At 43.4% G+C, this 12,509-nt stretch carries 12 protein-coding genes; 7 read left to right on the top strand and 5 right to left on the bottom strand.

All coding sequences use genetic code 11. The features are described 5' to 3' along the window. Window positions 1-25: 25 nt before the first annotated feature. On the bottom strand, window positions 26-853 hold the full coding sequence (locus ACTSEZ_RS10195) for an STAS domain-containing protein (RefSeq protein ID WP_369734135.1): 828 nt from the start codon (window positions 851-853) through the stop codon (window positions 26-28). A 198-nt stretch (window positions 854-1,051) separates the two neighbouring features. On the opposite strand from ACTSEZ_RS10195, the gene ACTSEZ_RS10190 reads away from it, so the two are divergent. Both ACTSEZ_RS10190 and ACTSEZ_RS10185 read left to right on the top strand, forming a co-directional pair. Continuing rightward, on the top strand, window positions 1,052-1,549 hold the full coding sequence (locus ACTSEZ_RS10190; RefSeq protein WP_369734134.1) for a CBO0543 family protein: 498 nt from the start codon (window positions 1,052-1,054) through the stop codon (window positions 1,547-1,549). After that, window positions 1,542-2,012 carry a CBO0543 family protein gene (locus tag ACTSEZ_RS10185; RefSeq protein WP_369734133.1) on the top strand — a complete coding sequence of 157 codons (471 nt, stop codon included), beginning with the start codon at window positions 1,542-1,544 and terminating at the stop codon, window positions 2,010-2,012. Before ACTSEZ_RS10190 ends, ACTSEZ_RS10185 begins: the two co-directional genes overlap by 8 nt. A gap of 128 nt (window positions 2,013-2,140) precedes the next feature. Here ACTSEZ_RS10185 and ACTSEZ_RS10180 read toward each other — a convergent pair whose 3' ends face one another. After that, window positions 2,141-2,533, bottom strand: a complete 393-nt coding sequence (locus ACTSEZ_RS10180) for a hypothetical protein (protein WP_369734132.1) — start codon at window positions 2,531-2,533, stop codon at window positions 2,141-2,143. 262 nt (window positions 2,534-2,795) lie between these two features. Between ACTSEZ_RS10180 and ACTSEZ_RS10175 the strand changes: the two genes are divergently transcribed. Continuing rightward, window positions 2,796-3,014 carry a Rok-like winged helix domain-containing protein gene (locus ACTSEZ_RS10175; RefSeq protein WP_029283913.1) on the top strand — a complete coding sequence of 73 codons (219 nt, stop codon included), beginning with the start codon at window positions 2,796-2,798 and terminating at the stop codon, window positions 3,012-3,014. Window positions 3,015-3,323: 309 nt separating this feature from the next. Here ACTSEZ_RS10175 and ACTSEZ_RS10170 read toward each other — a convergent pair whose 3' ends face one another. Further along, on the bottom strand, window positions 3,324-4,736 hold the full coding sequence (locus tag ACTSEZ_RS10170; RefSeq protein WP_369734131.1) for a TerD family protein: 1,413 nt from the start codon (window positions 4,734-4,736) through the stop codon (window positions 3,324-3,326). 179 nt (window positions 4,737-4,915) lie between these two features. Next, on the bottom strand, window positions 4,916-5,824 hold the full coding sequence (locus ACTSEZ_RS10165) for an NAD(P)/FAD-dependent oxidoreductase (RefSeq protein WP_369734130.1): 909 nt from the start codon (window positions 5,822-5,824) through the stop codon (window positions 4,916-4,918). Window positions 5,825-6,166: 342 nt separating this feature from the next. On the opposite strand from ACTSEZ_RS10165, the gene ACTSEZ_RS10160 reads away from it, so the two are divergent. Next, complete coding sequence (locus ACTSEZ_RS10160) at window positions 6,167-7,285, top strand: acyltransferase (protein WP_369734129.1); 1,119 nt, start codon at window positions 6,167-6,169, stop codon at window positions 7,283-7,285. Window positions 7,286-7,312: 27 nt separating this feature from the next. On the opposite strand, the gene ACTSEZ_RS10155 is transcribed toward ACTSEZ_RS10160, so the two are convergent. Beyond that, window positions 7,313-8,344 (bottom strand): FUSC family protein, encoded by a 1,032-nt coding sequence (locus ACTSEZ_RS10155; RefSeq protein WP_369734128.1) that lies wholly within the window; start codon window positions 8,342-8,344, stop codon window positions 7,313-7,315. 238 nt (window positions 8,345-8,582) lie between these two features. Here ACTSEZ_RS10155 and ACTSEZ_RS10150 point away from each other — a divergent pair, with 238 nt between their 5' ends. From ACTSEZ_RS10150 to ACTSEZ_RS10140, 3 genes are all read left to right on the top strand, one after another. Further along, a complete protein-coding gene (locus tag ACTSEZ_RS10150) occupies window positions 8,583-9,464 on the top strand; it encodes a sulfite exporter TauE/SafE family protein (protein WP_369734127.1) in 882 nt (293 codons plus the stop codon). 482 nt (window positions 9,465-9,946) lie between these two features. Then, window positions 9,947-10,717, top strand: a complete 771-nt coding sequence (locus tag ACTSEZ_RS10145) for a 3D domain-containing protein (RefSeq protein WP_369734126.1) — start codon at window positions 9,947-9,949, stop codon at window positions 10,715-10,717. Window positions 10,718-10,861: 144 nt separating this feature from the next. After that, window positions 10,862-12,304, top strand: a complete 1,443-nt coding sequence (locus ACTSEZ_RS10140; protein ID WP_369734125.1) for a DEAD/DEAH box helicase — start codon at window positions 10,862-10,864, stop codon at window positions 12,302-12,304. Window positions 12,305-12,509 lie beyond the last annotated feature (205 nt).

The following is a 12,509-nucleotide window of genomic DNA, read 5'->3' as shown; positions in this document are numbered from 1 at the left end:
TATGGGGCTGCAGTTTAGAAAGGGCTCATTTCTTATATAGGTATCTCAGGGCATGCTTAAGCTGTCCAAATGTAGCGAGATCTCCAAAATCAATTCCAAGCTGGATGGAAGTTTGAGCGATTTCGGGACGGATGCCCGTAATGGTTACCTGAATTCCGAGCAGCTTCAGCATCTGCATCATTTTAAAAAGCTGCCCGGCAACCATCGTGTCAATAACCAAAACGCCGGAGAGGTCGATCACAATGTGGCTCAGGTTAAGCTGTTCCGCTTTTGAGATGGCACTTTCTGTAATCATTGATGCGCGGTGCATGTCAAGATCACCGACAATCGGCAAAACCCCGATTTCATCTGAGATTGGAATAACGGGTGTTGTCTGCTTGTAAATCATGGTTTTATGGGCTTCCATTCTTGCGTCTGATACTTGATGATAATAGCGGGTAAAGAGTTCGATGGCGTGATCAAAGGCTGAGTGTACTTGTTTGCTGAAAGACAGAAGGTCATGAATGGTAAATTCATCTTCATGGCTTAAGATATAGGCTTCGGCCGTTTCCAGAAAAATCAGCCTGAAGCGTCTGAATTGCTGAATGGTACGGTATAGAGGAGTTTCTGAAGCGGCGCGTTTTACAGCGATTTCCTGAGCCCAGCTGCTCAGCCGGTCAGCTGCGGGGTTCTCAAGGAGATTGATAAGGGTATGAATGAATTGCTGATTTTGATCGCGAAGATCTGCTGTGACTTTATCAGGTACATCAATGGAATAAACAGATACTGGTTCAACGGTTCTTGCACTGAGCCATTTGTCTGACATAGTATCAGACTGCTCTCTTAAAAATTGGCACAAAGCCTTAGTCTTCATCAACTTCTCTCCCGTATCAAAAAGTAAATGCCCTTTGTACCCTCACTTTATCATAAAAAATTTCAACATCCTATTGTATTCTCACATAATTGGCAAAAGATGAACCAATAGTAATAAAACAGGGGGAATTCCAGAATCCTCCTGTATTGACAGAAGGTTAAAGAAGATTCAACAAAAACAGAAATGGACAGGGACGCTATGATACATGAGAGATGGATTATTGCCGGAGCCATTGTGCTCAGCATCCTATTAATAGGAAAGTTTGTACCGAAAGAGAGGGCGAGGGAAGCATGGATTCCGTTTCTTTCCCTTGGCTCCATTACGTGGATTGCAGGACTTTTTGTTGTTGAAATGGGCTGGATCCATTACCCGGTGCAGCTTTTCAGCATTGAAAACAAAGTCAACGAATCAAGCTTTACGTTTGAGTTTTTCCTATTTCCCGTGCTGGCCATTCTTTTCAGCATCCATTATCCATCACGCAAAAGCCTGATTGTAAAATGGGTTTACGCTATTATCTTCTCCGGGGTATTTACCGTTGCAGAAGTCATATTGGAAGCCTATACGAACCTAGTCAGATATGACGAATGGAAATGGCACTGGACTTTTTTTTCCGTCATGCTGGTACTGATGATTAACCATCAGTACGTAAAATGGTACAGGAAGGGAATGGTTTCAAAAGGTGACAGCCATGCGTGAAATGATTGTCCTTGCTTCTCTTTGGGGAGCTGCAATATTGTATCTGCTGCTGAAGGTTCCAAAAGAAAAACGGAGAGAGGCTCAAGTGATCTTCCTGTTTGCACAGTCTGTGGGCTGGCTGTATGTGTACATACAAACCCTGTCAGGCAGGATGGTTTTTCCGTTCAGGGAGTTTCCGGATGCGACAAAGATGAGCTTGACCCTGTACTACTTGTTTTATCCTGCCATTGCCGTTTGGTTTAACCTGAACTATCCTGAACAAAATAGGCTTCTGCTGAAAGCAGCTTATTTCATTGCCAGTGCATTCGGCATCCAGCTCATGGCCTGGCTTCTTGCAGAGTATACAGATTTAATGGAGTACAGGAAGTATCATTGGTTCCTGACCTTCTTCATTAACCTTTCCATCATCATCATTATCCGCATATTCTATGTCTGGTTCCGAAAGGGCCTGACAAGGAAGTAGTGCTTTGCTCAGGCAGGTCAGGCATAGATGCGGCTTTTCCTTTCAGTTTGTAAAACTCCGTGAGGTTCTCTTTGTGAGCATTCGGATAAATCTCCATACAAAAAGAGCCCTCATTTGAGAGCTCCTGATTAAGCGTCTATATCCTCTTTACTGGTTATTTTTCTGAAAAGACTTCTAATCACCAAAACAACAAGGATGAGCGCTATATAAACTAAAAATAGTGCGACAAAGCCCCACAGTCCGACAATGGCATCAATAAATTCCATGTTCCCGCGTCTTGTAAGAGCCTGCTGAATTTCTATCCCAAAAACAAGAACGAACATAAACGTCATTGTGTATAGAAAGGAAAGAGCTGTTATTCCAAAAGGAAGCTTTGACAGCCATTTCGAAAGAAGGTAGACAAAGAGAAACACAGCCATTCCAATGAAGCCCATAATCCAGAAGTGAAGGTCTTTGTCCGTCACATTTAACCCAAACGTCTGATAGGCCATTGAATTGATAAGGTCGTGTATATTATTCACAGCTTCTGCCATGAGAAGAATAAATTCTTTCAGAATCTGTCACCCATTTCTGTTTGTGATGAACCTATTATACCTGATTCTGTCAAATCTGTTCATAGCATGGGCTTATAAAATTTTTCCAAAAAGGGCTGCCCACAGAAAATATAGGAGTATAGTAAATAATTCATTTGACGCTTTAGCGGTTTAAAACGTTGTAGATTTAAGGCGCCATTCAAAGTAAAATAGATGAAATAGCACTATTATCAGAAGGGAATGGAGAACTGTGAGATATACGAAAAAAGAGTCAAATGAATTGATTGCGGCTGCTTTTCATCTGCTCAGGGCCAGGAAAGTGGCCACTCCCAAACAAATTGCAGACGATCTGGAAGCGCAGACCGGGAAACGGGTATCGTCTCCATCCGCATTCATGGTAAAGGTAATTGAACGGTATCCTTCAGTCGTAAAACCGAGAAGGGGAGTATATATGGTAAGGGAAGGATAAAAAAATTTTTTCTTTTTCTTTTATTTTACGATAGAAAAATCAGAAAGACTTCTGGTTTGTGAGATTATGTGACAAAGTTTTCACAGTAAAAAAATGCCCGCGGGACAGATTCCTGCAGGCATTTTTTAATTGTTAAGGATATTAATAATGATATTCATGGATTGAATAGCTTAACAAAGCTATCCGCGTCCAGCTCCAGCGCCTAGATCCTCTGTCAGAACAAATCCGACAAAAAAGGCGGGACCCGGACTTTTCCGCCGGATTCTTATCTGCCTATCGGATTTCAAAAAGGCGCTTACGCTTTTGTTCCTAAGCCAAAAACTCGTTTGGATTCAGTCCAAGCTCATAGCAGATATCTGCAACAGCTTTTTGTTCATTCTGATCGAAATGGCCGTCCGCATAACCGATGGCGATGCAATAGCGGGCAACAAGCCTCGCAATTTCCGGTTTCGTGCGCACTCTTCCAAGTGCTTTAAAGGCTTCAGCACGTCCGATAATCGGATCTCTTTCCATTTTTTGAACATATACGTTAAATTGCTGAATGACTTTATTTGTGTCAAAGACACGAAGCTCTTCACTTTGATTCACAAACTCAATCATTTTTTGGCGCTCAGCCTGATCAAGGCGGCCATCTGCCGTGCCTACAAGTGCACAGGCGGCAACAACGGCTTCAAGGACGTCCTGACTCTTATATTTCTGGAAAAGCTCCATAGCCTTGTTCTTTTGCTGATTAGCCCACTCGGCGTAATCCGTCTGATTCGGAGACCAGGAATTGCCGCAGCTGTTGCACGTGAACTTTAACTTGTTTTTTCCGATAAATCCTCCAAGCAGTCCTACAGGTCCAAGAATCAAACCGCCTACAGCAGCTTTTCCAAGACCGAAGCCCTTTTCGCCTGTGCGTACGTTCGTTGAACTGCAGCGTGTACAGCTGATCGTCTCCGCGCCGTATGTCTGAGATCCTTGACTATATGTCTGCTGCGGCTGGCTGTAGCTTTGCTGTGAATAGGCCGGAGGAGACTGAGTGTACGATGGCGCGGACTGCTGAGAATAGGCAGTCTGCTGAGGCTGATACGTATTCTGCTGGGAATAGCTTGGCTGCTGCGGCTGAAATCCGCTTGAATGAACTCCCGCTGCCGGTGCCGGTTCGTCATCCACCGTTACTCCGAAGTTTCGGCACAAGGCTGCAAGGCCGCCCTGAAATCCGCTTGCAATTGCATTAAATTTCCACTCGCCGTTGTGGCGGTAGAGCTCAGCTGCAACAATCGCGGTTTCGACAGTAAAATCTCTGCCAAGATTAAACCTGATCAGCTCATCATTGTTAAGCGGATTGAAAATGCGGACATAGGCATTTTCAACCTGTCCGAAGTTCTGCTGCTTTGCCTGTGCATCATGAATCGTAATTGTAAACGCAATGCGGTGAATGTGCTGAGGGACAGCGCTTAAATTAATTTGAATCTGCTCATCATCCTGATGCCCTGCACCTGTCCTGTTATCTCCGGTGTACAGAATCGAACCGTTTCCGCCTGACGGATTGTTGTAAAAAACAAAATCCTGATCGCTGCCTACCTTGCCGGATTGACCGACCAGGAATGCTGATGCATCAAGGTCGTAGGATGCCCCGTGCCTGCTTACATCCCATCCAAGTCCGACAATTACGTTCTGAAGGCCGGGATTTGATTTCGTTAAATCCACTTTTTGACCTTTACTGAGCGTCACACCCATACGTTCATCCACTCCTTAAGTTAAATAGCTTTTTGTAAAGTTGCTTAAATTATGTAAAATTAGTAAAAAATCACTCTCTTTAAATACTAAGTCTTTTAAACTATTTTTTCAATGATAAGGTGCGGATTTCAAGACCCCATAATAACACGGGCAAAACAAAAGAGAACAGCAGCCCGCTGCTATTCTCCGTCCATCAGGCTCTTATGAATCCAGACCGCAGCCTGACACCCTTCTCCCATTGCAATGGTCACCTGCTCAGAATGCACGCCTGCATCTCCTGCAGCCCATACATGTTTAACGCTTGTTTCCTTTGTCCTGGGATTTGTCAGGACATGCTTATTTTCAAGCCGTTCAGCACCAAGCATTGCTGCAAGCCCGGTATGGACAGTGTTCCCTCCGAAAGCAAGAAAGCCGCAATCACCCTCAAGCAGCGTCCCGTCTGCAAAACGAATTCCTTTAAACACAGATCCGTTTTCTGTTAAAACTTCATCAGCTTTCTTATCCACACTTATAATTCCTTTGTGTTGAAGCTTCAGAATCAGGTCTTCAGGAATTGATTGCTGTTCATGATTGACATACACGATAGAATCGGTCCAATAAGAAAGGGTAAGCGCCATGTTTGCACCCGCAGCTCCCGCGCCGAGCACAATGGTTTTTTTATCCCTGACCTCATAGCCGTCACAATCGGGACACACATAGACACTGAGGCCGAGGCAGGCTTTTAGGCCAGGAAGCTCCGGCATTCTGTCAGATAGTCCAGTCGAAAGCAGAACTCTCTTTGCGTAATAGACGGCTCCTGATGCCGTTTCAGCCTCAAAAGCATTTCCTGCTTTTTTCAGCCTGACTACGCGGCCGCTAAAGAAGTGCACGCCTGTTTCTTCAGCTTGTGCTTTTCCAAGCGTTCTCAGTTCCTCGCCGCTGATTCCGTCTGGCCAGCCCAGAATATTGCGGTAGCTTCTGCAAAGGGAAGAACGTCCTTCACCTGAATCAATGACAATCACCTTTCTTCTGTAACGTCCAAGCTGAATGGCTGCCTGAAGCCCCGCAATTCCTGCCCCAACAATTAAACACTCGTATATATTATTCATCAGCAACACGCCTTCGGTTATGTATAGTCTATAGGATGCTTCAATCAGAAAACCTCATTCACACGTAAGCCTTTTCTCTTAGCGGGAATAACATTGGCGGAAGAACGGAAGAAACTTTTACCAAAAAAGAGGGTCCTGCTATTCATTTTTTCAGAATTCATCTTTTACAGGGAAATACGCTCAGTTCCCGTCATATTGGCTTTGCAGGGATTTACAAAATTCATGCAGGAAATGTCACGTTTTTCAATTTCATACATAAGTACTTATTTTGACAAAAATCGACACTTGTTTGTCCGTTGCATCTACAATAAACTTATACTTTGAGAACAAGGAGGTCAGGTTATGTCTGTTCAGTCATCTGGTGCTACTAAACAAAAAAACAGAAATTACCTATTTGAAATTTCATTTTTAAGAGCTTTTGCCTGTATGGCTGTTGTTGGCGTACACGTTACGGCCACTCATTATTATGCAAATGCTCAAACATGGCATTGGTTTACGTATTTTATTAATCAGGTTGGAAGATTTGGAACAACCATTTTCGCTGTGCTCAGCGGCTTTCTCCTTTTTTACCAAGTAAGAAAAAAGGGATTTGATACAAAGAAATTCATTACTTCGCGCTTTTCAAAAATTTTGCTCCCGTTCCTTATCTGGAGCTTTGCTTACCGTTATCTGGTTTTTCATTATGATGGTCTGGAATTTCAGGGCTTTGGCGCAGAACTGCAGAGGCTGTTATTGGGAGAATCGTTTTACCACCTCTACTTTATAGCAATAGTGGTTCAGTTTTATTTTATTTTTCCGCTGCTTCAAAAAATCGTCAGATCTAAACTTCTTATGATTGTTTTTGCTCTTATTTCATTAGTGATCAGCTACAAACTATTTGGCTTTAATCCAGGTGTCGAAGGAGCGCTTGGAGCGTTTTTCGCAAGCAAGACTTTTATGCCGATCTGGCTTTTCTACTTTGCGTTTGGCGGAGTCCTTGCTTATTTCTGGGAAGAGATTGTAGGCTTTGCGACTAAGCGTCCATGGCAGATGCTTGCTTTTGCACTGGTTGTTTCTGCCGGAGCAGTTGTGGAGTATCGTATCACTGGACAGGTTTCCAACAGAAGACTTACAAACCTGTTCAACATTCCGCTGATTTGTATTGCTACCATTGGAATGTACCCGCTTCTTACAAAACTGACAGTCATCAAAAAGCCGCTGATGATCATTGGCCAGTATTCAATGGGCATTTATCTCATTCATCCGATGACGTTATATCTTATGGTTGAATACCTGCCAAACAGCGTTTGGACAGTCGGCAACACTCCGCTGCTGTTCCTTGCTGTCATGGTCATTGGAGTGGCATTTATCAGGCTGCTGCAGTTTATTCCATTAAGCGGCTATGTTATACCCGTACCTAAAATCAAAAAAGCAAGACCTGCTCAAGATGCATCTGCAGAAAGGCAGCTGCGCTCAGCATAAAAGTCCAGCCGTTTGGCTGGACTTTTTTTATACACCTTCTGCTTTTTTTGCGTAACTTCCAACCAGCTGATCCAGCCGCTGCAATTGGAAGGCATATTCATAGACAGCGGATGCTACAACATTCAATCTCTGATTTTCAATTTTTTCAGAGTCTCTTTCCATCATTTGAATAAGAAAAACTCTTGTTTCTCTTGTCACCCGGTCATCTTCAAACCGGTCCTTGAGTTTAATTTTTCCATCATATTTGAGCAGCAAATACTCATGCCATTTCGTCAGCTGTTCAATTTGATCATCAAACAACTGATCCTCTGCCAGTGTGGTTCTGCTCTGAAAGTAATGCTCTTCGATGACTTTCAGTACATCGGCAGCCTGCTGAATGGTTTTGAGCATCTGTTTAAACACGACAATTTCTCTTACATTCAGCGGATTGATCTTTGCCATCTTTTCCCGTTCTTCATCAAAAAGTTCATATAAGTCTTCAAGCTGCTGCAGGTCAGTTCTGAACTCTTTCCTTTTTTCCTGATAGTACGATTCAGTCAGCTCATCCGATACAGCAGTTCTCAATAAAAGAGACATCGTTTCAAAAACGGTCTGCACTTTTGAAAAAAAGTTCTCTTTATATTTCGGCGGAAGAATCAGGAGATTGACAACAAAGGCTGAAGCAATTCCGATCAGAATGACGGCAAACCGGTTCAGCACATAAATAAAATCCTCTTGCCCCGGTGCACTCATGATGGCCAAAACGGTTACAAGCGTCAATGAGATGGACGCTTCCATTTTCAGCTTCAGACAAATTACAATCACAGAGATGACAACGACTCCAATGACGAGAGGACTGCTGCCGAAAAAGTAAAGAGCAAACAGGGCGAGCAGCGCACCGAGTGTATTGGCCTGAAATTGTTCACGAACCTGTTTCCATGTCCTGTAGATGGAAGGCTGGATTGTAAAGATGGCGGCTACCCCGGCAAATACGGAGTACTCAAGATTTGCAAGGGAGCAGATAAAAAGCGCCAGCGTGACAGATATTCCTGTTTTCAAAACGCGGGGTCCAAAAATCAATTGCTTCTTTCACTCCTCTATTCTCAGGATGAAGTAGCTTTAGTTTATCAGAAAGGCTGGTTACTAAAAATGAAAAAATTGATCTAAAAAAATTTTCACACAATCCCTTGTAAACTCATAGGAATTATGTATAATAAAAATACAAATTGAAAATTTAAAAAAATCAGACTGATTGGATAACCAAAGGTCCTTAACATAATGTTAAGGACCTTTTTTTATTCAGAAAGGGGAGAAGGCTTTGAGAAAGCTTATTATTTTTGCATTTATTGGTTTTTTAGCACAGTTAATTGATGGTTCACTGGGGATGGCGTACGGGGTAACATCTACTACACTGCTTTTGACTTTCGGGATTGCTCCTGCTGTTGCCTCGGCATCTGTGCATTTGGCAGAAGTAGTCACTACAGCAGCATCTGGAGCTTCACACATTAAGTTTGGAAACGTGGATAAACAGGCTGTCTATAAGCTGATCATTCCGGGCTCAATCGGAGCATTTGCGGGAGCGTGCTTTCTAAGTAATTTGCCCGGAGATCTGGCAAAACCGTTTATTGCTGTTTTCCTGCTTGCTTTAGGGCTGTATGTCCTTGTCCGTTTCTTATTTCACTTGGAAGCAAGGGAACAAAATCAATCCCTTGCATTAACAAGAAAAAAATCAATTCCCCTTGGGCTGATTGCAGGGTTCGCTGATGCAACCGGCGGAGGCGGATGGGGACCGATTGCAACGCCAGTGCTGCTTTCGCAAAAAGGAGCCTCAGCACGGAAAGTGGTAGGGACGGTTGATACGAGTGAATTTGCCATTGCCGTATCAGCAACACTTGGATTTTTGCTTTCTCTTGGATGGGAGCAGGTCAACTGGCTGTGGGTTGGGGCACTAATGATTGGAGGGATCATCGCTGCACCGATTGCCGCCTGGCTTGTAAGGAAGCTTCCCGGCCACCTTCTTGGCGTCCTTGTAGGAGGATTCATCGTGCTGACTAACGCGAGAACGCTGCTGACAACCTGGGATACGGATGCATCGATTACACCATTCGTTTACGGATTTATCATTATCGGCTGGGCTGCTGCGGTAGCATATGCCGTGAAACGCAATAGAGGAAGATCCGAGGAAGCGGCAGTCGTCTGATAAAAAAAACCCCTTTTGTCCAAGGGGTTTTTCACGTTATTAAGCGATAAACTGCACGAATGAAGCAATCAGCAATGACCCTGCAATGCCAAACAGCAGATCTTGTTTTGTCATATCCAGCTTATTCAGTAATTTCCCCATGTTCATTTCCCCTTTGGTTTTTCTTCTTACATATAAGACGGATTAACGTGGCGGTTTGTTTCATATAAAGAGAAGAAATTTTAGCGTGCATCCCTTATAAAGGGCCATACCATATGTCCTGATAAAAAGAAATTTAGTATTTGGATATGGTGAAAAACGAACTAATTTCACTTATTTTTTGCAGGAAACTAAGGAATATAGTGGGAATTTTCAGTTATTTGGTAAGGTAATTGTTATCGTGCTGTTACATTTGTAATGGATTTATTATCTCTCTGTTTTTTACAAGCCTCTTTTTTATGCTAAGATGGGAAACATCGATTGCTGAAGGAGGAGGAAAAATAATGAAAAAAACAATCTTTTCATTAGCAGCAGCTGCTGCACTAACAACGACAGCAGGATTTAGCGCACAGGCAGAAGAGGTCGTAGTGGAGAAGGGTGACACTCTTTACAGCCTATCCAAAGAACATAACGTTTCAGTGGAAGATATTAAGAGCTGGAACGGCTTATCATCAGACATAATCATGGCAGACAATACATTAAAAGTATCAGATGAGGAAGTTTACACAGTCGTTGCCGGAGACACTTTATGGAGCATCGGAGAAAAATTCGGAGCAAGTGTTGAACATATTAAAGGTAAAAACGAACTTCAAAGCGACATGATCCACCCTGGACAGGAATTAGTGGTTTACAGTGATGCAGATAATGGCAAGCCTGCCCCTGCCCCTGCAAAACCTAGCGAAAAGCCTAAAGACACAAATCCGTCTGTAAATGAGGCTTCTGCAAGCGCGGTTTCAGAAAATGATGTAAAAGAAGAGAGCGTTGCAAAAGAAATGACAGTTACAGCAACAGCTTATACCGCTTTTTGTGAAGGCTGCTCAGGAACAACGGCTACCGGCGTTGATTTAAGAGCAAATCCTGACAAAAAAGTGATTGCAGTTGATCCTAATGTGATTCCGCTTGGATCAAAAGTATATGTTGAAGGCTACGGCTATGCAACAGCAGAGGACACAGGCGGAGCGATTAAAGGCGACCGCATTGATGTGTTCATTCCTACACAAGATGCAGCAGTGGCATTTGGCAAGCGCGAAGTAAATGTAAAAGTTTTAAACTGATAGATTGATAGAATACCGTGAATCTCCCAGGAGATTTACGGTATTTTTTTGTGGTCATAAATCTAATTCCGTCTAATAAAGGGTATAATGGATATTTACCCGGAGCACATGTGATAAAACAAATGAAATTGAGGTTCAGGACAAATGAAAAACGGATTTTCAGATTACAAGTTAAGCTCTGATCTACTTAAAGCTTTAGATAAATTAAGCTATAACCAGCCGACTGAAGTACAAAAGCTCGTGATTCCGGCTGCCCTGCAGCAAAAAGATCTTGTGGTTAAATCCCAGACAGGCAGCGGAAAAACAGCAGCTTTCGGCATTCCTCTGTGCGAGCTTGTTGAATGGGAGGAGAATAAGCCGCAGGCGCTTGTTTTGACACCGACAAGGGAACTTGCTGCACAAATAAAAGAAGATCTCACAAACATCGGGAGATTTAAACGAATTAAAGCAGCGGCTATTTATGGGAAACAGCCATTTGAACGTCAGAAAATAGAATTGAAGCAAAAGACGCACATCGTTGCGGGCACACCCGGAAGAGTACTTGATCACATTGAAAAAGGTACATTCCCCCTCGAGAAATTGCGCTTTTTAATCATAGATGAAGCTGATGAGATGCTGAATATGGGGTTTATCGATCAAGTGGCGGCCATTATGGAAGAACTGCCAAAAGAGCGGATATCGATGCTTTTTTCAGCTACGCTTCCTGATGATGTTGAAAAGCTGTGCGACAACTATATGAACGATCCGGTCCAAATTGAAATAAAGGCATCTGGATTAACGACGTCTGACATTGACCATTCGCTCATCACCGTTTCAGAGGATGATAAATTTTCACTTGCAAAAGCAGTAACGGTGATCGAAAATCCTGACAGCTGCATTCTTTTTTGCAGAACGCAGGAGAGGGTGGACTTGCTAGAGAGGAAGCTCAGCCGTGCTGGCTATCCTTGCGGAAAAATTCATGGCGGACTCGTTCAGGAAGATCGTTTTTCTGTTATGTATGATTTCAAAAAAGGAGCGTTCCGCTACTTAATTGCAACAGATGTCGCGGCAAGGGGAATTGACGTTGACAATGTATCTCTTGTCATCAATTACGATCTTCCCCTTGAAAAAGAAAGCTATGTTCACAGAACAGGCAGAACCGGAAGAGCAGGCAAAAAAGGGAAAGCGATAACGTTTTCTGTGCCGAATGAAGAAAGAATGACAGCGGAGATTGAGGACTATATCGGATTTGCCATTCGCAGAACAGACGCTCCAACTCATGAAGAAACGGCAGCTGCCAAGCCGGCTTTTGAGAAGAAACTTTCAGCGAGGCCCGCTATGAAAAAAGACAAAAGTGCCCAGTTGAATAAAGGCATCATGAAACTTTATTTTAACGGCGGGAAGAAAAAGAAAATCAGAGCCATTGATTTTGTCGGGACAATCTCAAACCTTCCCGGCATCACGGCGGATGACATTGGGATCATTTCCATACAGGAAAATGTCACATACGTAGATATTCTGAACGGAAAAGGGCCTGCCGTTTTAAAAGCCATGAAAACGACCACTGTTAAGGGAAAACTTTTGAAGGTGCATGAAGCTAGAAAGTGAATGATCCGGGGGAAGGTCATTAGAATCCGGGAAGTAACCCTTCGTGCGGATGTGTGAGAGCTGGAGGGTCATAAGAAGCGTGGAAAGCACCCTTCGTGCGGTTGCGAGAGAGCTGAAAGGTCATAAGAAGCGTGGAAAGAACCCTTCGAGCAGATGTGAGAGAGCTGAAGGGTCATAAGAAGCGTGGAAAGCACCCTTCGCGCAA

Source organism: Metabacillus mesotrionivorans, assembly GCF_052171315.1.
Lineage (GTDB): Bacteria > Bacillota > Bacilli > Bacillales > Bacillaceae > Bacillus_P.
Note: the sequence above shows the minus strand (reverse complement) of the source record. Positions and strands in the feature narration are given on the sequence as shown.

Bases quoted from the DNA above. Each gene is read 5' to 3' on its own strand.
- ACTSEZ_RS10195 (WP_369734135.1), bottom strand. From the start codon at position 853: ATGAAGACTAAGGCTTTGTGCCAATTTTTAAGAGAGCAGTCTGATACT.
- ACTSEZ_RS10190 (WP_369734134.1), top strand. From the start codon at position 1,052: ATGATACATGAGAGATGGATTATTGCCGGAGCCATTGTGCTCAGCATC.
- ACTSEZ_RS10185 (WP_369734133.1), top strand. From the start codon at position 1,542: ATGCGTGAAATGATTGTCCTTGCTTCTCTTTGGGGAGCTGCAATATTG.
- ACTSEZ_RS10170 (WP_369734131.1), bottom strand. From the start codon at position 4,736: ATGGGTGTGACGCTCAGTAAAGGTCAAAAAGTGGATTTAACGAAATCA.
- ACTSEZ_RS10165 (WP_369734130.1), bottom strand. From the start codon at position 5,824: ATGAATAATATATACGAGTGTTTAATTGTTGGGGCAGGAATTGCGGGG.
- ACTSEZ_RS10160 (WP_369734129.1), top strand. From the start codon at position 6,167: ATGTCTGTTCAGTCATCTGGTGCTACTAAACAAAAAAACAGAAATTAC.
- ACTSEZ_RS10145 (WP_369734126.1), top strand. From the start codon at position 9,947: ATGAAAAAAACAATCTTTTCATTAGCAGCAGCTGCTGCACTAACAACG.
- ACTSEZ_RS10140 (WP_369734125.1), top strand. From the start codon at position 10,862: ATGAAAAACGGATTTTCAGATTACAAGTTAAGCTCTGATCTACTTAAA.